Annotated in this window: 28 protein-coding genes and 2 pseudogenes; 20 read left to right on the top strand and 10 right to left on the bottom strand. The window is 59.9% G+C overall.

The window, feature by feature from the left end; genetic code table 11:
• Window positions 1–164: 164 nt before the first annotated feature.
• The 7 genes from HBO41_RS15820 to murA all read left to right on the top strand — a co-directional run bounded on the left by HBO41_RS15820 (window position 165) and on the right by murA (window position 4848).
• Window positions 165–974, top strand: a complete 810-nt coding sequence (locus HBO41_RS15820) for an ATP-binding cassette domain-containing protein (RefSeq protein ID WP_005784851.1) — start codon at window positions 165–167, stop codon at window positions 972–974.
• Entirely contained in the window at window positions 974–1771 is a 798-nt protein-coding gene (mlaE, locus tag HBO41_RS15825) for a lipid asymmetry maintenance ABC transporter permease subunit MlaE (protein ID WP_017138231.1), read from the top strand. The genes HBO41_RS15820 and mlaE overlap by 1 nt, the downstream gene beginning before the upstream one ends.
• Window positions 1771–2238 carry an outer membrane lipid asymmetry maintenance protein MlaD gene (gene mlaD, locus HBO41_RS15830; protein WP_010170575.1) on the top strand — a complete coding sequence of 156 codons (468 nt, stop codon included), beginning with the start codon at window positions 1771–1773 and terminating at the stop codon, window positions 2236–2238. The genes mlaE and mlaD overlap by 1 nt, the downstream gene beginning before the upstream one ends.
• An 11-nt stretch (window positions 2239–2249) precedes the next feature.
• The gene (locus HBO41_RS15835) at window positions 2250–2903 is read left to right on the top strand and encodes a phospholipid-binding protein MlaC (protein ID WP_017138230.1); all 654 of its coding nucleotides are present in this window, start codon (window positions 2250–2252) and stop codon (window positions 2901–2903) included.
• Window positions 2900–3205: a lipid asymmetry maintenance protein MlaB gene (locus tag HBO41_RS15840; protein WP_099548392.1), complete on the top strand. Its 306-nt coding sequence runs from the start codon at window positions 2900–2902 to the stop codon at window positions 3203–3205. Before HBO41_RS15835 ends, HBO41_RS15840 begins: the two co-directional genes overlap by 4 nt.
• Before the next feature lie 114 nt (window positions 3206–3319).
• A complete protein-coding gene (locus tag HBO41_RS15845; RefSeq protein ID WP_017138228.1) occupies window positions 3320–3559 on the top strand; it encodes a BolA family protein in 240 nt (79 codons plus the stop codon).
• Between the two features lie 23 nt (window positions 3560–3582).
• The gene (gene murA, locus HBO41_RS15850) at window positions 3583–4848 is read left to right on the top strand and encodes a UDP-N-acetylglucosamine 1-carboxyvinyltransferase (RefSeq protein WP_017138227.1); all 1266 of its coding nucleotides are present in this window, start codon (window positions 3583–3585) and stop codon (window positions 4846–4848) included.
• A 24-nt stretch (window positions 4849–4872) separates the two neighbouring features.
• Here the strand turns inward: murA and HBO41_RS29875 are convergent.
• Window positions 4873–4968, bottom strand: a pseudogene (locus tag HBO41_RS29875) (N-acetyltransferase); the annotation flags it as partial.
• A 116-nt stretch (window positions 4969–5084) separates the two neighbouring features.
• Here HBO41_RS29875 and hisG point away from each other — a divergent pair.
• The 3 genes from hisG to hisC all read left to right on the top strand — a co-directional run bounded on the left by hisG (window position 5085) and on the right by hisC (window position 8223).
• The gene (gene hisG, locus HBO41_RS15855; protein ID WP_169986899.1) at window positions 5085–5720 is read left to right on the top strand and encodes an ATP phosphoribosyltransferase; all 636 of its coding nucleotides are present in this window, start codon (window positions 5085–5087) and stop codon (window positions 5718–5720) included.
• 127 nt (window positions 5721–5847) lie between these two features.
• Entirely contained in the window at window positions 5848–7167 is a 1320-nt protein-coding gene (hisD, locus tag HBO41_RS15860; protein WP_017138226.1) for a histidinol dehydrogenase, read from the top strand.
• A gap of 3 nt (window positions 7168–7170) precedes the next feature.
• Entirely contained in the window at window positions 7171–8223 is a 1053-nt protein-coding gene (hisC, locus tag HBO41_RS15865) for a histidinol-phosphate transaminase (protein WP_169986902.1), read from the top strand.
• Between the two features lie 68 nt (window positions 8224–8291).
• On the opposite strand, the gene HBO41_RS15870 is transcribed toward hisC, so the two are convergent.
• A complete protein-coding gene (locus HBO41_RS15870) occupies window positions 8292–9566 on the bottom strand; it encodes a uracil-xanthine permease family protein (protein WP_017138224.1) in 1275 nt (424 codons plus the stop codon).
• Between the two features lie 2 nt (window positions 9567–9568).
• Window positions 9569–10207: a uracil phosphoribosyltransferase gene (gene upp / locus HBO41_RS15875; protein ID WP_017138223.1), complete on the bottom strand. Its 639-nt coding sequence runs from the start codon at window positions 10205–10207 to the stop codon at window positions 9569–9571.
• A 164-nt stretch (window positions 10208–10371) separates the two neighbouring features.
• Here upp and HBO41_RS15880 point away from each other — a divergent pair, with 164 nt between their 5' ends.
• The 4 genes from HBO41_RS15880 to HBO41_RS15895 all read left to right on the top strand — a co-directional run bounded on the left by HBO41_RS15880 (window position 10372) and on the right by HBO41_RS15895 (window position 12399).
• Complete coding sequence (locus tag HBO41_RS15880) at window positions 10372–10929, top strand: hypoxanthine-guanine phosphoribosyltransferase (RefSeq protein ID WP_169986904.1); 558 nt, start codon at window positions 10372–10374, stop codon at window positions 10927–10929.
• A 3-nt stretch (window positions 10930–10932) separates the two neighbouring features.
• Window positions 10933–11400: a WbuC family cupin fold metalloprotein gene (locus HBO41_RS15885; protein WP_017138222.1), complete on the top strand. Its 468-nt coding sequence runs from the start codon at window positions 10933–10935 to the stop codon at window positions 11398–11400.
• Between the two features lie 35 nt (window positions 11401–11435).
• Window positions 11436–11921, top strand: coding sequence for a hypothetical protein (locus tag HBO41_RS15890; protein ID WP_169986906.1), 486 nt, complete (start codon window positions 11436–11438; stop codon window positions 11919–11921).
• A gap of 190 nt (window positions 11922–12111) precedes the next feature.
• Window positions 12112–12399: a PA4642 family protein gene (locus HBO41_RS15895; RefSeq protein WP_017138220.1), complete on the top strand. Its 288-nt coding sequence runs from the start codon at window positions 12112–12114 to the stop codon at window positions 12397–12399.
• 92 nt (window positions 12400–12491) lie between these two features.
• Here HBO41_RS15895 and mqo read toward each other — a convergent pair whose 3' ends face one another.
• Both mqo and HBO41_RS15905 read right to left on the bottom strand, forming a co-directional pair.
• Complete coding sequence (gene mqo / locus HBO41_RS15900; protein WP_138451634.1) at window positions 12492–14000, bottom strand: malate dehydrogenase (quinone); 1509 nt, start codon at window positions 13998–14000, stop codon at window positions 12492–12494.
• 723 nt (window positions 14001–14723) lie between these two features.
• Window positions 14724–14957, bottom strand: a complete 234-nt coding sequence (locus HBO41_RS15905) for a hypothetical protein (protein WP_017138218.1) — start codon at window positions 14955–14957, stop codon at window positions 14724–14726.
• A gap of 182 nt (window positions 14958–15139) precedes the next feature.
• On the opposite strand from HBO41_RS15905, the gene HBO41_RS15910 reads away from it, so the two are divergent.
• Complete coding sequence (locus tag HBO41_RS15910; RefSeq protein WP_017138217.1) at window positions 15140–15724, top strand: YajG family lipoprotein; 585 nt, start codon at window positions 15140–15142, stop codon at window positions 15722–15724.
• 72 nt (window positions 15725–15796) lie between these two features.
• Here HBO41_RS15910 and HBO41_RS15915 read toward each other — a convergent pair whose 3' ends face one another.
• Window positions 15797–16006 (bottom strand): hypothetical protein, encoded by a 210-nt coding sequence (locus HBO41_RS15915; RefSeq protein WP_056859008.1) that lies wholly within the window; start codon window positions 16004–16006, stop codon window positions 15797–15799.
• 183 nt (window positions 16007–16189) lie between these two features.
• Here HBO41_RS15915 and HBO41_RS15920 point away from each other — a divergent pair, with 183 nt between their 5' ends.
• Window positions 16190–16447, top strand: a complete 258-nt coding sequence (locus HBO41_RS15920) for a hypothetical protein (protein WP_017138215.1) — start codon at window positions 16190–16192, stop codon at window positions 16445–16447.
• Between the two features lie 120 nt (window positions 16448–16567).
• On the opposite strand, the gene HBO41_RS15925 is transcribed toward HBO41_RS15920, so the two are convergent.
• Window positions 16568–17731, bottom strand: coding sequence for a 1-acyl-sn-glycerol-3-phosphate acyltransferase (locus HBO41_RS15925; protein ID WP_026013785.1), 1164 nt, complete (start codon window positions 17729–17731; stop codon window positions 16568–16570).
• Window positions 17732–17862: 131 nt separating this feature from the next.
• Between HBO41_RS15925 and HBO41_RS15930 the strand changes: the two genes are divergently transcribed.
• From HBO41_RS15930 to HBO41_RS15940, 3 genes are read left to right on the top strand one after another with little or no spacing between them, the layout of a single operon-like run.
• A complete protein-coding gene (locus HBO41_RS15930; RefSeq protein ID WP_017138213.1) occupies window positions 17863–18042 on the top strand; it encodes a CPXCG motif-containing cysteine-rich protein in 180 nt (59 codons plus the stop codon).
• Window positions 18043–18054: 12 nt separating this feature from the next.
• A complete protein-coding gene (locus HBO41_RS15935; protein WP_017138212.1) occupies window positions 18055–18315 on the top strand; it encodes a putative signal transducing protein in 261 nt (86 codons plus the stop codon).
• A gap of 37 nt (window positions 18316–18352) precedes the next feature.
• Entirely contained in the window at window positions 18353–18973 is a 621-nt protein-coding gene (locus HBO41_RS15940; protein ID WP_017138211.1) for an SOS response-associated peptidase, read from the top strand.
• A gap of 114 nt (window positions 18974–19087) precedes the next feature.
• Here HBO41_RS15940 and HBO41_RS29880 read toward each other — a convergent pair whose 3' ends face one another.
• Window positions 19088–19930 carry a methyl-accepting chemotaxis protein gene (locus HBO41_RS29880; protein WP_370589381.1) on the bottom strand — a complete coding sequence of 281 codons (843 nt, stop codon included), beginning with the start codon at window positions 19928–19930 and terminating at the stop codon, window positions 19088–19090.
• 15 nt (window positions 19931–19945) lie between these two features.
• Window positions 19946–21412 (bottom strand): annotated as a pseudogene (locus tag HBO41_RS29885) (HAMP domain-containing protein); the annotation flags it as partial.
• A 40-nt stretch (window positions 21413–21452) separates the two neighbouring features.
• Between HBO41_RS29885 and HBO41_RS15950 the strand changes: the two are divergent.
• The gene (locus HBO41_RS15950; RefSeq protein ID WP_017138210.1) at window positions 21453–22271 is read left to right on the top strand and encodes a M48 family metallopeptidase; all 819 of its coding nucleotides are present in this window, start codon (window positions 21453–21455) and stop codon (window positions 22269–22271) included.
• 117 nt (window positions 22272–22388) lie between these two features.
• Here the strand turns inward: HBO41_RS15950 and HBO41_RS15955 are convergent, their stop codons facing one another.
• A complete protein-coding gene (locus HBO41_RS15955; RefSeq protein ID WP_016974259.1) occupies window positions 22389–22973 on the bottom strand; it encodes a TMEM165/GDT1 family protein in 585 nt (194 codons plus the stop codon).
• Between the last annotated feature and the right edge of the window lie 61 nt (window positions 22974–23034).

The following is a 23034-nucleotide window of genomic DNA, read 5'->3' on the forward strand; positions in this document are numbered from 1 at the left end:
TCTGAACAAGCGCTGTTCCGGCCTTGGGGGCTCTGTACCAGCAGTGATATAGTTCGCCGCCAGTTCGGTCGGCCCACCCCATGCCGCTAACTTTTGTGCATCTGTTGCAAACGAAAGTCGCAAGCATGGTGTCTGAGTGAAAGGCTGCATCCCAAGGAGATTAGATGAGTGCCGATAACGCCTACGCGGTCGAGCTGAAGGGCCTTACCTTCAAGCGCGGTTCGCGCAGCATCTTCAATAACGTCGATATTCGCATTCCCCGCGGCAAAGTCACGGGCATCATGGGGCCTTCCGGTTGCGGCAAGACCACTTTGTTGCGCCTGATGGGCATGCAATTGCGGCCCAGCGCCGGCGAAGTGTGGGTCAACGGCCAGAACCTGCCGACCCTGTCGCGCAGCGATCTGTTCGATGCGCGCAAGCATATGGGCGTGCTGTTCCAGAGCGGTGCCCTGTTTACCGACCTCGACGTTTTCGAAAACGTAGCGTTTCCGCTGCGGGTGCATACCCAGCTGTCCGATGAAATGATTCGTGACATTGTGCTGCTCAAACTGCAAGCCGTGGGCTTGCGCGGTGCCATCGACCTGATGCCCGACGAGTTGTCCGGTGGCATGAAGCGTCGTGTTGCGCTGGCGCGGGCTATTGCTCTCGATCCGCAGATCCTCATGTATGACGAGCCGTTCGTAGGCCAGGACCCGATCGCCATGGGCGTGCTGGTGCGCCTGATCCGCCTGCTCAACGATGCGTTGGGGATCACCAGCATCGTGGTTTCCCACGACCTGGCCGAAACCGCGAGCATTGCTGACTACCTTTATGTGGTCGGCGATGGCCAGGTGCTGGGGCAGGGTACGCCTGAAGAGCTGATGAACGCTGATAACCCGCGCATTCGCCAATTCATGACCGGCGATCCCGATGGCCCGGTGCCTTTTCATTTTCCGGCAGCGGACTACCGCTCAGATCTTCTGGGGAAGCGCTGATGCGCAAGACATCTTTACTCGAGAAGGTTCGCCTTTTCGGCCGTTCCGGCATCGACTTGGTCGAGGTCCTGGGGCGTTCGACAATTTTTCTGTTTCACGCGCTGCTCGGGCGTGGCGGCATTGGCGGCGGTTTTGGCCTGTTGTTGAGACAGCTGCATTCGGTGGGCGTGATGTCCCTGGTCATCATCGTGGTGTCCGGGATATTCATCGGTATGGTGCTGGCGTTGCAGGGGTTCAATATCCTCTCCAGCTACGGTTCGGAGCAGGCAGTCGGGCAGATGGTTGCCCTGACGCTGCTGCGTGAGCTGGGGCCGGTGGTCACCGCTTTGCTGTTCGCTGGCCGTGCGGGTTCTGCATTGACCGCCGAAATCGGCAACATGAAGTCCACCGAGCAGTTGTCCAGCCTGGAAATGATCGGCGTGGACCCGCTCAAATATATTGTTGCCCCGCGCCTGTGGGCCGGCTTCATATCCCTGCCGCTGCTGGCGATGATTTTCAGCGTGGTGGGCATCTGGGGTGGTTCGTGGGTGGCGGTTGACTGGTTGGGCGTCTATGACGGCTCCTACTGGGGCAACATGCAAAACAGCGTGACCTTCAGCGGCGACGTGCTCAATGGCATCATCAAAAGCATCGTTTTCGCCTTTGTAGTGACCTGGATCGCCGTATTCCAAGGCTATGACTGTGAGCCCACTTCAGAAGGGATCAGTCGCGCCACCACCAAGACCGTTGTGTACGCCTCGCTGGCGGTACTGGGCCTTGACTTCATTTTGACCGCCTTGATGTTTGGAGATTTCTGATGCAAAACCGCACTGTGGAAATCGGTGTCGGCCTTTTCTTGCTGGCTGGCATCCTGGCTTTACTGTTGCTCGCCCTGCGAGTCAGCGGCCTTTCGGCCAGCCCCACCGCCGATACTTATAAGCTTTACGCGTACTTCGACAATATTGCTGGTTTGACGGTCAGAGCTAAAGTGACCATGGCCGGTGTAACCATCGGCAAGGTCACGGCAATCGATCTGGATCGCGACAGCTTCACTGGCCGGGTGACCATGCAAGTCGACAAGAAGGTAGATAATCTGCCGACTGACTCCACTGCATCTATCCTCACTGCTGGGCTGCTGGGCGAGAAGTACATCGGCATCAGCGTGGGTGGGGAAACAGCTCTGCTCAAGGATGGTTCGACAATCCACGACACACAGTCGTCGCTGGTGCTTGAAGACTTGATCGGTAAATTCCTGCTCAATACGGTCAATAAAGACGCCAAATGAGGAACCTGTTCATGATCTCTACCTTGCGACGTGGCCTGCTGGTGCTGCTGGCAGCGCTGCCGCTGATGGCTAATGCCGCTGCCGGCGGTTCTGCGCACGATCTGGTGCAGGACACCACCAACAAGATGTTGGCTGACCTGACTGCCAACAAAGAGCAGTACAAGCAAGACCCGACCAGGTTTTACGAAGCACTGAATACCATTGTGGGCCCGGTGGTCGATGCCGAAGGCATTTCCCGCAGCATCATGACGGTCAAGTATTCGCGCAAGGCTACCCCTGCGCAAATGCAAACATTCCAGGAAAACTTCAAGAAGGGCCTGTTCCAGTTCTACGGCAACGCCCTGCTGGAGTACAACAACCAAGGTATTACCGTCGCCCCAGCCGGGGATGAGTCGGGTGATCGCACCAGCGTTAACATGAGCGTCAAAGGCAACAACGGCGCCATCTACCCTGTGCAGTACACGCTGGAGAAGGTCAACGGCGAGTGGAAACTGCGCAACGTGATCATCAACGGCATCAACATCGGCAAGCTGTTCCGCGATCAGTTCGCTGATGCGATGCAGCGTAATGGCAATAACCTGGACAAAACCATCAATGGTTGGGCCGGTGAAGTCGCCAAAGCCAAGGAAGAAACCGACAAACAAGCCGGGAAGCCTGCGCAATGACCGAGTCGGCTGTTCGTCTGGGTGACGCCGGCGAGTTGTTCCTCAGTGGCGTGCTGGATTACCGCACCGGGCCTGACCTGCGCAAGCAGGGTCAGGCGCTGATCAACAGCAGTAACGCACCTGCGTTGGTGCTTGATTGCTCGGCGGTGACCAAGTCCAGCAGCGTCGGCTTGTCGTTGTTGCTGTGCTTCATGCGTGATGCGCAAGCCGCCAAGAAGCCGGTCAGCATCCGCTCAATGCCCGAAGACATGCGTGAAATCGCTCAGGTTTCCGGTATTACCGAACTGTTGGCGCATCCTTAATACACATTATTAAAGAAGCCCCCCGTCAGAGTCCTGCTATGCGGGGTTCGCAGGCGCGGGGCTTTTTTGTATGATGTGCGACCCGTGCGCACTGGGCGCCGATAGAGGTTGAGCATGCAGGCCCTAGAAGTTAAAAGCTTCCTTGAAGGAAAGCTGCCGGAAACGATCGTAGAAGTTGAAGGCGAAGGCTGCAATTTCCAGCTGAACGTGATTAGCGATGAACTGGCGAAATTGAGCCCGGTCAAGCGTCAACAGCAGATCTATGCCCATTTGAACCCGTGGATCACCGATGGCAGCATCCACGCGGTTACTATGAAATTTTTCAGCCGCGCGGCCTGGGCCGAGCGTACCTGAGCCCCCAAGGCGTCGAGATTCTTATGGATAAATTGATTATTACCGGTGGTGCCCGCCTCGATGGCGAGATCCGCATTTCCGGTGCAAAAAACTCCGCCTTGCCGATCCTGGCAGCGACCCTGCTGTGCGATGGCCCGGTAACTGTGGCCAACCTGCCGCACCTGCACGACATTACCACCATGATCGAGCTGTTCGGTCGCATGGGTATTGAGCCGGTGATCGACGAGAAGCTGTCTGTCGAAATCGACCCGCGCACCATCAAGACCCTGATCGCTCCGTACGAACTGGTGAAAACCATGCGTGCCTCGATCCTGGTGCTGGGCCCGATGGTTGCCCGTTTCGGCGAAGCTGAAGTAGCACTGCCTGGCGGTTGCGCGATTGGTTCGCGCCCTGTCGACCTGCACATCCGTGGCCTTGAAGCCATGGGCGCGGTCATTGACGTAGAAGGTGGCTACATCAAGGCCAAGGCGCCGGAAGGCGGTTTGCGCGGTGCCAACTTCTTCTTTGATACCGTCAGCGTCACCGGTACCGAGAACATCATGATGGCTGCCGCCCTGGCGAACGGTCGCAGTGTGCTGCAAAACGCAGCGCGCGAGCCTGAAGTAGTCGACCTGGCCAACTTCCTGATCGCCATGGGTGCCAACATCACCGGCGCCGGCACCGACACCATCACTATCGACGGTGTGAAGCGTCTGCACTCGGCCACCTACAAAGTGATGCCGGACCGTATCGAGACCGGCACCTACCTGGTTGCCGCTGCCGTTACCGGTGGCCGCGTCAAGGTCAAGGACACCGATCCGACCATCCTGGAAGCCGTGCTGGAAAAACTCAAGGAAGCCGGTGCTGAAATCACTACCGGTGAAGACTGGATCGAGCTGAACATGCACGGCAAGCGGCCAAAAGCCGTAAACGTGCGTACGGCTCCTTACCCGGCGTTCCCGACCGATATGCAGGCGCAGTTCATTTCCTTGAACGCGATTGCCGAAGGCACAGGCGCCGTGATCGAGACCATCTTCGAAAACCGCTTCATGCACGTGTATGAACTGCACCGCATGGGTGCCAAGATCCAGGTCGAAGGCAACACCGCCATCGTTACCGGCATCGACAAGCTCAAGGGCGCGCCAGTGATGGCGACCGACCTGCGTGCCTCGGCCAGCCTGGTGATTTCGGCGTTGTGCGCCGACGGCGACACCTTGATCGACCGCATCTACCACATCGACCGTGGTTACGAGTGCATCGAAGAAAAGCTGCAGATGCTCGGCGCTAAAATCCGCCGCGTACCGGGCTAGCTCCTGGAACTGTAAACACCGTCACCTGTGGCGAGGGAGCTTGCTCCCGCTGGACTGCGCAGCAGTCCCGTTCTTGGGGGCCGCTTCGCGACCCAACGGGAGCAAGCTCCCTCGCCACAGGTCTGTGTTTGCTGTTAGCTGAATTTGTTTCAAATCGAGGCTGTAATGGCCTCGATCTGTGTCTGGCGCCGTTTGCGACCGGACAGCAATAGCCTGATGAAGGACTGACGTTTCCCATGTTGACCATCGCACTGTCCAAGGGCCGCATCCTTGACGACACTTTGCCGCTTCTGGCTGAAGCGGGCATCGTGCCAACCGAGAATCCGGACAAGAGCCGCAAGCTGATCATCCCCACGACCCAGGACGACGTTCGCCTGTTGATCGTGCGGGCTACCGACGTGCCGACCTACGTTGAACATGGCGCCGCCGACCTCGGTGTGGCCGGTAAAGACGTGCTGATGGAATACGGTGGTCAGGGCCTGTACGAGCCGTTGGACCTGCGTATTGCCCTGTGCAAGCTGATGACCGCCGGCCGTGTCGGTGACGTCGAGCCTAAAGGCCGCCTGCGTGTGGCCACCAAGTTCGTCAACGTCGCCAAGCGCTACTACGCCGAGCAAGGCCGTCAGGTCGACATCATCAAGCTCTACGGCTCGATGGAGCTGGCGCCGCTGATCGGCCTGGCTGACAAGATCATCGACGTGGTCGACACCGGCAACACCCTGCGCGCCAACGGTCTCGAACCCCAGGACTTCATTGCCGACATCAGCTCCCGCCTGATCGTCAACAAAGCTTCGATGAAGATGCAACATCCCCGTATCCAGGCGTTGATCGACACCCTGCGCAAGGCAGTGGAGTCTCGACACCGCGGTTGACTCACCCGCGCGGCCTTAGGCCGCGCCCGTCTATCCGCCTCATAGCCAGAATTCTCAGGTGCCCAAGCGGAAATGACTGCTAGTTTAGGGCGCCTGAGTTTTTGCCAATTCTATTGAGGCCCTCGCTATGACCACGTCCACTGCAATTGCCCGACTCAACGCTGCCGACCCGGATTTCGCCCATCATCTGGATCATCTGCTGAGCTGGGAAAGCGTGTCTGACGACTCGGTCAACCAGCGAGTGCTCGACATCATCAAGGCCGTGCGCGAGCGCGGTGATGCGGCGCTGGTGGATTTCACCCGTCAGTTCGATGGCCTGGACGTGAAGTCCATGGCCGACCTGATCCTGCCCCGTGAACGCCTGGAGCTGGCGCTGACACGCATCACTGCACCCCAGCGCGAAGCCCTGGAAGTGGCGGCGGCGCGGGTGCGCAGCTACCACGAAAAACAGAAACAGGATTCCTGGAGCTACACCGAAGCCGACGGCACCGTGCTGGGCCAAAAAGTCACGCCGCTGGACCGCGCCGGTCTGTACGTGCCCGGTGGCAAGGCCTCGTACCCGTCATCGGTACTCATGAACGCGATTCCGGCCAAAGTGGCGGGCGTGACCGAAGTGGTCATGGTGGTGCCGACCCCGCGTGGTGAAATCAACGAGCTGGTGCTGGCCGCTGCCTGCATCGCCGGCGTCGACCGCGTGTTCACCATTGGTGGTGCGCAAGCCGTTGCAGCCCTGGCCTACGGCACCGAAAGCGTGCCGAAGGTCGACAAGGTGGTTGGCCCCGGCAACATCTATGTCGCCACCGCCAAGCGCCACGTGTTTGGCCAGGTCGGTATCGACATGATCGCCGGCCCTTCGGAAATTCTCGTGGTGTGTGATGGCCAGACCGACCCGGACTGGATCGCCATGGACCTGTTTTCCCAGGCCGAGCACGACGAAGACGCCCAGGCGATTCTGGTCAGCCCGGACGCCGAGTTCCTCGACAAAGTCGCCGCCAGTATCAATAAGCTGCTGCCGACCATGGAGCGCGCCGAGATCATCGAGAAGTCGATCAATGGCCGTGGTGCGCTGATTCTGGTGCGTGACATGGAACAGGCCATCGAAGTGGCCAACCGCATTGCGCCAGAGCACTTGGAGTTGTCCGTAGCCGACCCACAGGCCTGGCTGCCGTTGATCCGCCACGCCGGTGCGATCTTCATGGGCCGTCACACCAGCGAAGCCCTGGGCGACTACTGCGCCGGCCCCAACCACGTGCTGCCGACGTCCGGCACCGCGCGGTTCTCGTCGCCGCTGGGGGTGTATGACTTCCAGAAGCGCTCGTCGATTATCTTCTGCTCGCCACAAGGCGCCTCCGAACTGGGCAAGACTGCCTCGGTGCTGGCCCGTGGTGAATCGCTGAGCGCTCACGCGCGTAGCGCCGAATATCGCATCCTTGAAGAGGGGAAATGAGGCATGAGCAAATTCTGGAGCCCCTTCGTCAAGGACCTCGTGCCTTACGTACCCGGCGAACAACCGAAGCTGACCAAGCTGGTCAAGCTCAACACCAATGAAAACCCCTACGGCCCTTCGCCCAAGGCGCTGGCCGCGATGCAGGCCGAGTTGAACGACAATTTGCGCCTGTACCCGGACCCCAACAGCGACCTGCTCAAGCAGGCCGTGGCCAAGTATTACGCGGTCGACGCCAGCAAGGTGTTCCTCGGCAACGGTTCCGACGAAGTGCTGGCGCACATCTTCCACGGCCTGTTCCAGCACGACTTGCCGCTGCTGTTCCCGGACATCAGCTACAGCTTCTACCCGGTGTACTGCGGCCTTTACGGCATCAAGTCCGCCCCGGTGCCGCTGGACGAGCAATTCCAGATCCGCGTGGCCGACTACGCCAAGCCCAACGGCGGGATCATCTTCCCCAACCCGAACGCGCCGACCGGCTGCGTGCTGGCGCTGGATGCAGTGGAGCAGATCCTCAAGGCCAGCCCGGATTCGGTGGTGGTGGTCGATGAAGCCTATATCGACTTCGGCGGCGAAACCGCCATCAGCCTGGTGGATCGCTACCCGAACCTGCTGGTGACCCAGACCCTGTCCAAATCGCGCTCACTGGCCGGTTTGCGTGTAGGCCTGGCCGTGGGCCACCCGGACCTGATCGAGGCGCTGGAGCGGGTCAAGAACAGCTTCAACTCCTACCCGCTGGATCGCCTGGCGATTGTCGGCGCGGCGGCGGCGTTTGAGGATCGTGAATATTTCGAGAAGACTTGCAAGCAGGTGATCGACAGCCGCAACACGGTGGTCGCGCAATTGGAAGGCAAGGGTTTTGAAGTGTTGCCTTCAGCGGCCAACTTCATCTTTGCCCGTCACCCACGGCACGATGCCGCGGGTTTGGCCGCAAAGCTGCGTGAGCAAGGCGTGATCGTGCGGCACTTCAAGCAGGAGCGGATTGCCCAGTTCCTGCGGATCAGCATCGGTACGCCGGAGCAGAACCAGGCGCTGATCGATGGCCTCGGCGAGCTCTAAGCCACACTGAAGATAAAAAAAAGTGGGAGCTGGCAAGCCAGCTCCCACTTTTTTTTGCGTTGAGCCAGTTAGATCAACGGCTCATCCGGCTTCTTGTTCTTCCAGCCATCATTGCCCGGCAGCAGCAGGTTCAAACCAATCGCTACCACCGCACACAGGGCGATGCCCTTGAGGCCGAAATCATCCGGGCCAGTGCCGGTGCCGACCAGCACACCGCCAATCCCGAACACCAAAGTCACCGACACAATCACCAGATTGCGCGCCTCACCCAGGTCGATCTTGTGGCGGATCAACGTGTTCATGCCAACCGCCGCAATCGAGCCGAACAGCAGGCACAGAATCCCGCCCATCACCGGTACCGGGATGCTTTGCAGCAACGCGCCGAACTTGCCGATAAACGCCAGGCTGATGGCAAACACTGCCGCCCAGGTCATGATTTTCGGGTTGTAGTTCTTGGTCAGCATCACTGCGCCCGTCACTTCGGCGTAAGTGGTGTTTGGCGGGCCGCCGAACAGGCCGGCAGCGGTGGTGGCAATCCCGTCACCCAGCAGGGTGCGGTGCAGGCCGGGCTTCTTCAGGTAATCGCGACCGGTCACGCTGCCCACCGCAATCACACCGCCGATATGCTCGATCGCCGGGGCCAGGGCCACCGGGACGATAAACAGGATGGCCTGCCAGTTGAACTCCGGCGCGGTGAAGTGGGGCAGGGCGAACCACGGCGCGGCGGCGATCTTCGCCGTGTCGACCACACCAAAGTAGAACGACATGGCAAAGCCGACCAGCACGCCGGAGATAATCGGCACCAGGCGGAAAATGCCTTTACCGAATACCGCGACGATCAAGGTGGTCAGCAGCGCCGGCATCGAAATCAGCATCGCCGTCTGGTAATGGATCAGCTCGCTGCCATCGCCGGCTTTGCCCATTGCCATATTGGCGGCAATCGGCGCCATGGCCAGACCGATGGAAATGATCACCGGGCCAATCACCACCGGCGGTAGCAGGCGGTCGATGAAACCCGTGCCTTTGACCTTAACAGCCAGGCCCAGGAAGGTATAAACGAAACCGGCCGCCATCACCCCGCCCATGGTCGCCGCGAGGCCGAACTGGCCTTTGGCGAGAATGATCGGGGTGATAAACGCAAAGCTCGATGCCAGGAATACCGGCACCTGCCGCCCTGTCACCACCTGGAACAGCAGCGTGCCCAGGCCTGCGGTGAACAGTGCGACGTTTGGATCAAGACCTGTGATCAGTGGCATCAACACCAGCGCGCCAAATGCTACAAACAGCATTTGTGCGCCAGACAGGATCTGGCGCCAAAGCGGGTCGTTGAATTCATCCTGCATGCTCACGCGTCCTTCTGCTTGGTGCCGAAGATCTTGTCACCGGCATCGCCCAGGCCTGGGATGATGTAGCCGTGTTCGTTCAAGCGCTCGTCGATGGAGGCGGTGTAGATCTGCACGTCCGGGTGAGCCTTTTCGACGGCAGCGATGCCTTCGGGGGCAGCCACCAGCACCATGGCGCGGATGTCCTTGCAACCGGCTTTTTTCAGCAGGTCGATGGTGGCAACCATGGAGCTGCCGGTGGCGAGCATCGGGTCGATGATCATTGCCAGGCGTTCGTTGATTTCCGGGACGAGTTTTTCCAGGTAGGTGTGCGCCTGCAAGGTTTCTTCATTGCGGGCCACGCCCACGGCGCTGACTTTGGCGCCCGGGATCAGGCTGAGCACGCCTTCGAGCATGCCGATACCGGCGCGCAGGATAGGCACTACGGTGATTTTCTTACCGGCGATTTTCTCTACTTGTACGGGACCGGCCCAACCGGGGATCTCGTAGGTTTCCAGCGGCAAATCCTTGGTCGCTTCATAAGTCAGCAGCGCTCCGACTTCCTGAGCAAGCTCACGGAAATTCTTCGTGCTAATGTCGGCACGGCGCATAAGGCCGAGTTTGTGTCGGATCAGCGGGTGGCGGATCTCGCGAGTGGGCATGGGAAAGGCTCCGGCGGCGGGCAAAAAAACCGGCCTAGATTAATCTATCCGAGGGTGTTGTCCTATAGACATCTAGTACGTTAGTCCATTAAGGCTTGATCGTTGCGCCTCACATGCGTACCTTTGCCCGCTTTTCTTGCCACAGCACCCCCTTGGAGAGCGCCATGTCCGCTGATCTCGAGCATATCCGTCAAATCATGCGCGAGGCTGACTGCCTGTACACCGAAGCGCAAGTCGAAGAAGCGATCGCCAAGGTCGGCGCACACATCAGCCGCGAAATGGCCGAAACCAACCCGGTGGTCTTCTGCGTGATGAACGGCGGCCTGATTTTCGCCGGCAAATTGCTGACTCATCTGCAATTCCCGCTGGAAGCCTCCTACCTGCACGCCACCCGTTATCGCAACGAGACCAGCGGCGGCGACCTGTTCTGGAAAGCCAAGCCGGAAGTGTCGTTCATCGACCGCGACGTGCTGATCATCGACGACATCCTCGATGAAGGTCACACCCTGGGCGCGATCATCGACTTCTGCAAACATGCCGGCGCGCGCAAAGTGCACACCGCCGTACTGATCGACAAAGACCACGACCGCAAAGCCCGTCCGGACCTCAAAGCCGATTACGTCGGCCTGCCGTGCATCGACCGCTACATCTTCGGTTACGGCATGGACTACAAAGGCTACTGGCGTAACGCCAATGGCATCTATGCGGTTAAAGGGATGTAAACCATGGTGCGCTTTCTTGATCAGACGCTGTTCGCGCAATTGGCCGAGAAAGCCGCCGCCAGCCCTCGCGGCCGGCACCATCACAACTTCCATCAGATGGAAGAACCCTGCCATCGCCTGGCCGTTGGCCTGCAACCCGACACCTATGTGCCGCCGCATCGGCACCTGCGTGCCGACAAGGCGGAAACCCTGTTGGTGCTCAAGGGCAGCCTCGGCTTACTGGTGTTCAGCGATACCGGCGAGGTGATTGCCAAGCGCATTCTGCAGGCGGGCGGTGAGTGTGCAGGCGTCGATCTGCCGCCAGGCGTGTTTCATGGCCTGGTGGTGCTGGAGCCCGACAGTGTGATGTTTGAATGCAAGGCCGGGCCGTATCGCCCGATAGGCGAGGGCGAGTCACCCGACTGGGCGCCCCGCGAAGGCGATTCCGGTGTGGCCGAGTATCAACGCTGGATGCTCGCCCAGTTCGATTGAGCTACAGTGCTCGGCCTTCTTCTACGGAGCGGCCCATGAGCCTGTTGACACACACCTGCGCCGCCCTGGCGTTGACTCTCAGTTTGCCACTGGCTGCCGCGCCCGCGCCGATGCACAGCCAGTTCCTGCCGCCCGATGACCTGACCCTGCGTGCGCAAACGCCCGACCAGCAGCAACTGCTGCAAGTTACCGAATATGCGGTGGTGGTGGGTAACCAGCGGCAGTCGACGCAACAGCCGATTCCGGTGACCTCGCCGTTGATGATCCGCCTCAAGGGGAAATCCCTGAACAAGGGCGCGACGATCAGTCAGGTGGTGCTCAATTTTGATGCCGAAAGCAAAAGCCTGAAAAAGCCGATGTTCGATGACGCCAGCAAAACCCTGACCCTGTCTTACCCAATGGCGCAATATCGAGTGATTGTCGACCTGCTGCGCAATGACACGGTGTATGTGCAGTTCCTCAGTTATACCAATGGGCATATCTGGGCGGATCTGCACACAGGGGCCGTACGCGCAAAGTAATTAAGCCGAATGCAGTCAATGTGGGAGCTGGCTTGCCTGCGATGGCGGCGGGTCAGTTGGCCCAACTGTCACTGATGCACCGCTATCGCAGGCAAGCCGGCTCCCACATGAGTGTTTGGTTGTTTTCGAAGGTGGTGTCTGGCAGGTAGACTCCCAATCCCGTGTAAATGTCTGCAGGCTGGAGTCGGTAATGCGTAAAGATAAGAAACAGGTGATTGGTGACGAGATCGGCGACGACCAGATCAAGTTGTTCCTGGATTTTGAGCCAGTCGACGCGACTTCACCGTCCCTGCACAAGCTGATCAAGGCCTACCGTGGCCTGCGTATCGACGACTTCGAGCGCTTCCTGGGCTTTTTCAAGGAAGCTGGCCTGGACCTGGATGGTAAGGACGAGCACGGCAAGACCTTCGTCGAGCTGATCAAGGACCAGCGCAACGCGCCTGAGTACATCGAGCTGATCGAAAACGCTCGCGGCTGATTATCCCGGCCACAAAAAAACGCCCCGAAGGGCGTTTGATCGTTCCCACGCTCCGCGTGGGAATGCCTCCACTGACGCTCCGCGTCAAGACCTCAAGCGAAGCTTTCAGCCTCGTTGCTTTGCGCAACCAGCTCCAGGCTGATGTTGTTCTGCGCATTGATCTTGCGATACAGCTCAGCGTCCGTCTCCAGCACTTTTTCCCTCGCCGGGAAGATCTCGTGCAGCTTGGCCGCCCACTCACCAGCAGCCTTGGCCGGGAAGCAGCGCTCGATCAGTTCCAGCATGATCGAAACCGTCACCGAAGCGCCTGGGGACGCACCCAGCAGGGCCGCCAGCGAGCCGTCTTTGGCCGCGACCAGCTCGGTGCCAAATTGCAGCACGCCGCCTTTTTTCGGGTCTTTCTTGATGATCTGCACCCGTTGTCCGGCCACTTCCAGGCGCCAGTCTTCGGCTTTGGCTTGCGGGTAGAAGCGACGCAGTGATTCCAGGCGCTGCTCCATGGACTGCATCACTTCGCTGACCAGGTATTTGGTCAGGTCCATGTTGTCGCGAGCGACCGCCAGCATCGGGCCGATATTGCCGGCGCGAACCGACAGCGGCAGGTCGAGGAACGAGCCGTGCTTGAGGAACTTGGTGGTGAAGCCGGCGTATGGCCCGAACAGCAGGGATTTCTGGCCATCGACCACGCGGGTGTCCAGGTGCGGCACGGACATCGGCGGCGAGCCCACGGCGGCCTGGCTGTAGACCTTGGCCTGGTGGTGCTTGACCACTTCCGGGTTGTCGCAACGCAGCCACTGGCCACTGACCGGGAAGCCGCCGAAGCCTTTGCTTTCTTCGATGCCCGAAGCTTGCAGCAGCGGCAGGGCCGCGCCACCGGCGCCGAGGAACACGAACTTGGCGTCGACTTCGCGGGTGTTGCCGCTATTGACGTCCTTGATGCTCACGGTCCAGCCCGCGCCATTGCGCTTGAGGCCGGTAACGCGCTTGCTGTACTTGACCTGGGCATCCGGTGCGCTGGTCAGGTGCGACAGCAGTTGGTTGGTCAGGGCGCCGAAATTGACGTCGGTGCCGTTCATCACGCGGGTGGCCGCGATTTTTTCGTCGAGCGGGCGGCCCGGCATCATCAGCGGCATCCACTCGGCCATCTCATTGCGGTCTTCGGTGTAATGCATGTCCGAGAACGCATGGTGCTGGCTGAGGGTTTCAAAGCGTTTCTTGAGGAAAGACACGCCTTTGTCGCCTTGCACGAAGCTCAGGTGCGGCACCGGGCTGATAAAGGACTTGGACGAGCCAAAGGTGCCCTTTTTGGTCAGGTAAGCCCAGAACTGCTTCGACACCTCGAACTGGGTGTTGATGTGCACGGCTTTCTTGATATCGATGGAGCCGTCGCCAGCCTGCGGCGTGTAGTTCAGCTCACACAGCCCGGCGTGGCCGGTGCCGGCGTTGTTCCACGGGTTGGAACTCTCCGCGGCACCCGAATCCATCAGCTCAACGACTTCCAGCTTGAGGCCGGGGTCGAGCTCTTTGAGCAATACGGCCAGGGTGGCACTCATGATGCCGGCCCCTACCAGTACTACGTCGACTGCTTCGTTATGCGCCATTTAACGCGTCTCCAAAATCTGCAGCACCAAATTGACGGCATGGCTGCCAGGAGTGACGGGGCGGTTCACGTGTTGCCCCAGGTTACCCATGGCCAGGATCGCCATGTCCGTTTCGCAATTCTTTGCAACTTCAGCACACGCTTCCTGCCAGGCTAATCTGCCTATGAACGCATTCATGGGCGCCTGTGGCAATTCGACTTATGGTCAAAACGTGCGATTTGTGCAATCAAACCGTAGCGGACAGGCTCAAGCTCCGGTGTTTGAGGAGTACTCGGTCCTGTGTGGTTGGGCTGTTCCAGACGCTGATGGTGCTTGTACAAACGCCAAACTATTCATTTGCTCGCCACACTCTTGTGAAGTTGTGAAAACCCGTTTTTTTCACGCTCTTTTGAAGACGTGAACCTCAAAAAAGGGCTGCCCCAGCCTGGCACCTGGCCCGTAAACCCCTGCCGACACGCGGCAAGACGGGCAAACAACTCAAGTGGCCGAGCGCAATGGCAGCTCTGGCAGATTCGGTAAAGAGGGGTGGTTTGCAAAGAAAACAGCAAGCGCGCCAGCTTCACTCGATCTGTGTGGGCGGCTCTCTGTGGGCGATTGGGGGGTTAATACCGAGGCATTAACGATGCTGCGAGGCCCGATCAGGAGACGTCCTTATAATCGGGGGGAGATTGTAGCGAAGAACGCCAGGGAAATGGGCGTGTTTTGTGACTTTTATTAGGGCGTTCAGGAAGCCAGTGCGTGCCGCGAGTGCGTGTGGGCAACCCGTGGGCTGATTCGGGCGTTCATTGGCAGTGGGCGGTGCATCCAGCCCAGATGTGTCTCCGTGACTTCCACCCAGCCCTCGCCCACGGGTGGCAGGCTGCACTGCTTGAACGCCACGCAATGGCCATTGGCATCGAGCCGTGCGTAGTGGCGATGGCGGGGGTGGGACATGAACAATGATTTAAGAAGGCGCATGGCTTTGTACCTGTTACGTTACATGCTTGAAGGTTGCCAGTGTGCCATGACAGTGGAGTGACGAAATTATGCGAAATTGTAATTTCAGCCCGCCTTCAGCTGCCGTTCAGGATGGCTGGTGAGTGGCCCACATGCGCCGTTATACTGGCGGCCTGTTTGCACCTAGTCCTGGAGAAATGAGTATGTTGCAACGCCTGTTGTTCGGTTTGATCACTGTGACCAGTTTGACCCTGGTTGGCTGCGCCAACAGCCCGCAACAACTCAGCCCGCAACCTAAAGTCACGGCGCAACTGGCGCCTGTCGGCCACGGCCAGCCGGTATCGGTGCGCGTGGTAGATGGTCGTCCTTCGCCAACCCTGGGTTCCCGTGGTGGTCTGTACCCTGAGACCGCGCTGATTTCGGTACAAGGCCAGGACGTGCTGCCCAAGCTGCAAGCCCAGGCTGAAGCCGCCGTGCGCCTGCTGGGCTTCACCCCGGCCAACTCGCCGGGCGCGCCGCAGTTGACCATCACCCTGGCTGAGCTGAAGTACCAGTCGCCCAAAGAAGGCCTGTATGTGACGGAAGCCTCCATCGGCGCGACCTTCAAGTCCGACGTCAGCGCCGGCACACGCCGCTACAGTGGCCGCTACGGCGCGTCCCTGAACCAGCGCTTCGGTATGTCGCCGAACCAGGAAACCAACACCAAGCTGGTCAGCGACGTGTTGAGTGATGCCCTGACGCGCTTGTTCAAAGACCCGAGCATCGGTTCGCTTCTCAACGCGCAGTAACCGTCAGGCGGGCGCGCAACGCCCCCATCGCCGGGCTCAGCAATGAGCCCGGTTTTTTTATGCCTGTAGCCTTCATGCAGCCGTTTCGACATAAAAGTCCAGCACACTCACGCCAGTGAGCAGGTCCAGCTCCGGCAGGTCGGCATGCTGGTGCCCGCCGAGCGCGCAATACACCAGCCAGTGGCGGTCCTGGACGTTGAATGCGAGGCCGCCGACCAGCGCTTCCTGTTCATCGTTCTGGGCCATCAGGTACAGCCGATCCTGGTTTTGTGCGTGCAGCATGACAAGCTCCCAAGCGTTCGAAGGGCAACAGAGTGGCTTGTTAAGGTGACGTTCAGGTGACGCTGTAAATTACTGGATACATTAACCGTACATGGGGGACGGAACGTTTCAGCGGCAGGAGGCCAATATCATTCAGGTTTGTATCTGAATTGATACCAAGACACTCGTCTACCGAGGTTTGCGATGGCGCTGCCCGCACTGCTGATCAATGCTGTGGCTTTATTGGTGGCCTGCCCGGGTGCAGCGCTGCTGTTCATTACCCGCCTGCGCGAGCAGCGAGCGCTGGCCGACCTGACCGCCCAAAGCGAAGACCGCGCGATCGACCAACCGATGTTGTTTCTGGATGTGCGTACCGAACGGTCGCATCGCCTGGCTTACCGCGTCGGGTTTGCCTGCCTCGGCCTGGCGCTGGCCGTGTCCTGGCTCAGCACCCACCTCTAAAACCACCGCAAAACAAATGTGGGAGCTGGCTTGCCCGCGATAGCAGTGTGCCAGTTGATAGATTCGGTTCTGACACGCCGCCATCGCGGGCAAGCCCGCTCCCACATTTTGGTTTGGTATTTACAGAGGAATCCCGGCCTTGACCCGGTATTGATTCCTCACCGGCGTCGCATACTGCGTCACCAAGTACGGCCGGTGTTCCACCGGGCATTCATTCAAACGCCGCTCCCACTCCGCTTTGGCCTTGGCCAGCTCATCGGCCGGGAACACCTCGGCTGCCGCCGGCACCTGCAATTGCGGGTCGGCGTCGCTCCACTGCGCATACGCCAGGTAATGCACCGGGAACAGGCGATAACCGCCGAGAATCTGGCGGTCCATTTCTACGGCCAACAGTTTGGTGTCTTCAAAGCGTTCGGTGATCGGCGGTGCGAAGTTCACGTGCACGCGGCCCTTGTAGCCGGTAATGCCCAGCGCAATGCTCACATCGTCTTCACCTGGCGCCTTGCTGTAGGTGCCGGTGGTGGCGCGGATGTACAGCTCGCGGGCCTTGGCGCTGTCGCATGGGTCGTATTCATAGCTGATCGACACCGGCGTCAGGTTCAGCGACTGGATCACCTCGGCAAACGGCTCGTCCTTGCGGCTGACGTGGAACATCTTGAGGATTGCCGACTCGGTGCGATCATCCCCATCCTTGGCCCGCCCTTCGGCCTGGGCGATCCAGATCGACTGGCAGTCGTTGCGGATCGAATGGTTGATATAGGCCGACAGCAGGTTATACGCCGCCATCTTCTCCTTTCGCCCGGTGATCGAGCGGTGCACGATAAAGCTCTTGTTCAGGCGCATCAGGTCGCTGACAAACGGCTTTTGCAGCAGGTTGTCGCCGATGGCGATGCGTGGCGTCGGCAGGCCGGCGTGGTACACGGCATAGTTGACGAAGGCCGGGTCCATCACGATATCGCGGTGGTTGGCCAGAAACAGATAGGCGGTGCCGGACTTGAGCTGCTCGACGCCGGTATAAGTCACGCCGTCGGTCGCCCGATCTATGGTGTGATCGACGTAGTACTCGACTTTGTCCTGCAGCGTGGCCACGGTGGTGACGCCGGCAAATTCACGGCGCAGTTTGCGGGCGATCATCGGCTTGAGCAGCCAGCCCAGGGCGCCGGCAAAGCGCGGGAAGCGAAAGTGAGTCAGGATGTCCAGAAAGGCCTTGTCACTGAACAGGCGCGCCAGCACGGCCGGGACTTCGCTGTCGTTGTAAGGTCGGATGGTATCGAATTCGCCCATCATGCTCTCTTGTTAGAAACGGCTAGGGTAAGTAAAGGAAATATCAGGGTGCGGCCGCAATATTGGCTCTGCCGTGAATAGCCCTGTAAATAGACCGGCGATTATACGCACAAGTCACCTGGGAGACCGCGATGGAAGAGGAGTCGTACGAATGTCCTTATTGTGGAGAGGTGGTCACGGCGTTGCTGGACCTGTCGGGAGGCGATCAGCAATATATAGAGGATTGCCCGGTGTGCTGCCGGCCCATTACTTTCGAGCTACAGGTGCATGATGACGAATGGATGCTGAACGTGCGCAGCGAAAACGAGTAACAGGTACACCCCATGCAGCGAATCTACGAACCGGAAAACCTGATGGAGGGCGAGCTGCTGCAACAGATGCTTGCCAGTGAAGGCATCGAGGCGCACCTGGTGGGGCGCCATTTGCTCGGTGGGACCGGCGAGTTGCCGATCTTCGGCCTGTTGGGCCTGGAAGTCGACAACGACCAGGCCGCCTACGCCCGCGAATTGATTACGGCCTATAACGGCGCGCAACCCATGCCCGGCGATGAACCCGACAGCTTCCCCGACGTGTTGGTCTGTTAGGCTGTCGGTCGGTTTACCCCAAGAGTCGTGTTGCCCCATGTGTGGACGTTATGCCCTGTTTCGCTGGAACCCTGCCTTCGCTGCCTTACCGGGATTCCCCGCCGATCAAAAGGCCCAGTGGAATATCTCCCCGAATGATTCGGTGCTGATCCAGCGCCTGAGCGAAGGTCAGCGCACCCTGGCCCGTGCGCGCTGGGGCCTCACGCCACCGTGGCTCACCGACCTTTCGCGCACGCCAGCCCACGCGCGCGCCGAAACCCTGGCCGAACAACCGATGTTTCGCGAAGCCTTGCGTCAGCGCCGCTGTTTGCTGCCGGCCAACGGTTTCTACGAATGGCGCGGCACCCAGCGTAAACGCCCGTATTGGCTGACGCCGGGTGAAGGCTCGACACTGTTTTTTGCGGCGATCTGGGAGGCTTATCCGGTGCAGGAGCAGGTGTGGCTGAGTACGGCGGTGGTGACCCAGGCCGCACAGAGTCAGCGGCGGCCGTTGATTCTGGATGCGGCAGGGCAAGAGGCGTGGTTGAATCCTGAGACGCCGCTGCACGTGTTGCAGGGCTTGTTGGCCAGCGAGCCTGCCGCGTTGCGCGAGCGGGTGTTGGCCAATATGGTCAATGATCCGAAGTTGAATGGGCCGGAGTGTCTGACCCCAGGTTGAGATTGGCTTTGCTGGCCTCATCGCAGGCAAGCCAGCTCCCACATGTTGAATGTATTCACAAATCAAAATGTGGGAGCTGGCTTGTCGGGTCGCCGCATCGCTGCGATAGCGGCCTCAGACCTTGAACTGATTGATCAACCGCCGCTGCTGCTCCGCCAACTTGGTCAGGTCCGCACTCGCTGCGCTGGACTCATCCGCACCGCCCGCCACCTCATTGGCCACCTGGCCGATATTGATCACATTGCGATTGATGTCCTCGGCCACGGCGCTCTGCTCTTCGGCCGCGCTGGCGATTTGCGTGTTCATGTCGTTGATCACCGACACCGCCTGGGTAATGGTCTCCAGCGCTTCGGCCGCCTTCGCCGCGTGCTGCACGCTTTCGTCGGTGCGGTGCTGGCTGTCTTCCATCACCCGCACCACATCCCGCGTGCCTTGTTGCAGCTGCTGGATCATGGTCTGGATTTCTTCGGTGGCTTTTTGGGTTTTCTGCGCCAGGTTGCGCACCTCATCGGCCACCACCGCAAAGCCACGCCCTTGCTCACCGGCGCGGGCCGCTTCGATGGCGGCGTTGAGCGCCAGCAGGTTGGTCTGCTCGGCAATCCCGCGAATCGCCGTGAGGATCGCGTTGATATTTTCGCTGTCCTTGGCCAGGGTTTGCACCACGCCGACCGCCTTGCCGATTTCTTCAGCCAGCGCGCCGATGGAAGTGGACGTGTCGCGCACAATACGCATGCCTTGGCTTGCGGCCTGGTCGGCATGGCTGGCGGCTTGCGCGGCCTGGGTGGCGTTGCGTGCCACGTCTTGCGCAGTGGCGGTCATTTCGTGCACAGCGGTGGCCACCTGGTCGATCTCGACCATCTGTTTATGCACGCCCTGGTTGGTGCGAATCGCGATGTCGGCGGTGTGTTCCGACGAGTCGCTGACCTTCTGCACCGAACTCACGACCTGAGTGATCATGCCCTGCAACTTGATCAGGAAGGTATTAAAGCCGTTGGCAATCGCGCCCAGCTCATCGGAGCGATCACTGGTGAGGCGGCGGGTAAGGTCGCCTTCGCCCTGGGCGATATCGTTGAGCATGGCCACCATTTGCTTGAGCGGGCGGGCGATGCCATGGCCCACCAGCCAGATCACCAGCAAACCGATACCGGCGATCAACAGGCCGACCATGGCCATGCCGAAGGTGTCGGTCTTGCGCTGGGCTTGCAGGTCGCCTTGCAGCTTCTGCGAGTCGGCCATTACCGCACTCAGCGGCAGTTGCAGCATCAAGGTCCAGCGCGCTTCGGCCTGGCCGATGTTGAAGGGCAGGAACAGCTCGATATGCCCGTGCTCCTTGTCGATGTCGTAGCGCACTTCGCCGACTTTCAACTGGCCGAGGTTGGCCAGCTCGTTGCTGTCGAGCAGGTCGCTGGCTTTTTCGCCAAGCTTGCTGGCGTCCTTGGTATAGGCCACCAGGCGACCGTTGCTGGAGATCAGCGCCAGTTCGCCGGCGCCGTTGTACAGGTTCTGGTCGGCGCGGGTGAGCATGTCCTGGATGAAGTTCACCGACAGGTCGGCGCCGACGATGCCCTGGAACGTGCCGTCGACCATGATCGGTTCGATAAACGAGGCGAGCATCACCATCGCATTCCCGACTTTATAAGGCGCCGGGTCGATGGCGCAGGGCTTCTTGCTCTCTTTGGAGCACAGGTAGTACTCACTGGCGCGCACGCCGGTTGACAGGATCTTCTGATCGTTGACGTCAGCGAGCTTATCCAGGCCCAGGCTGCCATCGGCGTTGCGGTACCACCACGGCAGGAAACGGCCGTCGGTGCCCATGCCGACAATCGCGGTGTTCACGTAGGCAGCGTCGTTATGGTCGATGGCATTGGGCTCCCAGCCGATGTAGGCGCCGAGGATTTTCGGGTTGCGCACCACGGTTTCATGCAGCAGGTTGATCAATTGCTCGCGGCCGACCTGCAGCGCGGGTTCGCCCTTGGCGTCTTTCATCGCCAGCAGGGCATTGGCGGTGGCCAGGCCTTTGGCGGTCACCAGTGGTGCCTCCAGTTCGCGCTGGACCAGCGTGGCCTGGGTTTGCGCCAAAGCGGTGAGGCGCTGCTCGATGATCTGCTCAAATTGCGCCTGGGTGCGCTCCTGCACCAGCTCCTGGGTGCGGGCACCGGCAAACACTGCATAGAGCACCAGCACTGCGACCACACTCAGCACGATGGCCCCGGTCAATGCGGCGACAGAAAACTGAATCGACTTGAATTTCATGGAGGCTCCAGGCGCAGGGCAGGTGGGCTGCCTTTTTGTATCGGCCATGGGCACTGGAGGCTTAAGGCTTGGCGGGCGAAATAGTGCGAGATGTCGCAAACGGGCAGTTCGCCGCCGCTGTGGGTGTGTGGGATGTATCTGAAAGTTAGTGGTTACACGTCGTGTGTATCTGGCGCAGATACACATGACCGCCTAGGATACGCGCCAGGATTTCAGGGAGAGCGTCATGAAAAAGTCATTGGTGGTAAGTGTACTCAGTGCAGCGATGCTGCTGGCCGGTTGCCAGGTGGTCAACACCACCAGTGGCGGTGCCGTTGGCGTTGAGCGCAAGCAATATATGTACAGCCTGTTGTCGAGTCAGGAAGTCGACCAGATGTATGCCCAGTCCTATCAAAAGACCTTGGGCGAGGCGAGCAGCAAAGGTGTCGTCGACAAGACGAGTGCCAACGCCAAGCGCGTGCAGGCGATTGCCAAGCGTTTGATCGTGCAAGTACCGGCGTTCCGCCCGGACGCGGCGCAGTGGCAATGGGAAGTGAACCTGATCAAAAGCGACGAGATCAACGCTAACTGCGGGCCAGGCGGCAAGATATTCGTATACAGCGCGCTGATCGACGACCTCAAATTGACCGATGACGAGTTGGCGGCGGTGATGGGGCATGAAATCGCCCACGCCTTGCGCGAGCACAGTCGTGAGGCCATGTCCAAAGCGTACGGTATCGAAATGGCCAAGCAGGGCGCCTCAGCCTTGTTGGGGTTGGGCCAAGACAGTATGGCGATTGGTGATGCTGCCGTTAAATACGGCCTGACGTTGCCCAACAGTCGCGGCAACGAGAATGAAGCCGACCTGATCGGCCTGGAGCTTTCGGCCCGCGCCGGCTACAACCCGAATGCCGCGATCACCTTGTGGAACAAGATGGCCAAGGCTTCCCAGGGCGGGACACCGGAGTTCATGAGCACTCACCCGGCCTCCGACAGCCGAATCGCCTCGTTGCAGGCGGCGATTCCGAAGGTGATGCCGCTGTACCAGCAGGCCAAAAAGTCCTGAGTTAACGCGGTCCAGTGTGGGAGCCGGGCTTGCCCGCGATGCAGGCGACTCGGTTTGTAAGGTGTACCGAGGTGATGCCATCGCAGGCAAGCCAGCTCCCACAGGTTTACATCGGGTTTAGATCCAGCCGCTGCTTTGCATGGCCTTGTACACCGCCACCACCGCCAGGACGAAAAACGCCGTAGCCGCCAGTCGACGAATCAAAGTCAGCGGCAGTTTTTCCGCCGCAAAATTCCCCGCCAATACCACCGGCACGTTGGCAATCAGCATGCCCAGCGTGGTGCCGATAATCACCAGCCACAACTCCGGGTACTGCGCCGCCAGCATCACCGTGGCGATCTGGGTCTTGTCACCGATTTCGGCGAGGAAGAACGCAATCAGCGTGGTCAGGAACGGCCCGAACTTGCGCGTGGTACTGGCTTCGTCATCGTCGAGTTTGTCCGGCACCAAAGTCCACAGCGCGGTGGCACAGAAGCTCGCTGCGAGGATCCAGTGCAACACCGCATCCGAGAAGAAACTGCCGAACCAGGCCCCCACGGCACCGGCGGCCGCATGGTTGGCCAGGGTCGCGGCGACAATGCCGGCGATGATCGGCCAGGGTTTGCGAAAGCGTGCGGCAAGGATGAGCGCGAGCAGTTGCGTCTTGTCGCCGATTTCGGCCAAGGCAACGATTGCGGTAGGAACGAGTAATGAATCCAGCATCAGGTAGGTTTCCAGGGGCGGGCCGACACGGCTATGACACGTACAGCCTTCCCGCCCCGGG

Source organism: Pseudomonas sp. WS 5146, from assembly GCF_012985495.1.
GTDB classification, from domain to species: Bacteria; Pseudomonadota; Gammaproteobacteria; order Pseudomonadales; family Pseudomonadaceae; genus Aquipseudomonas; species Aquipseudomonas edaphica.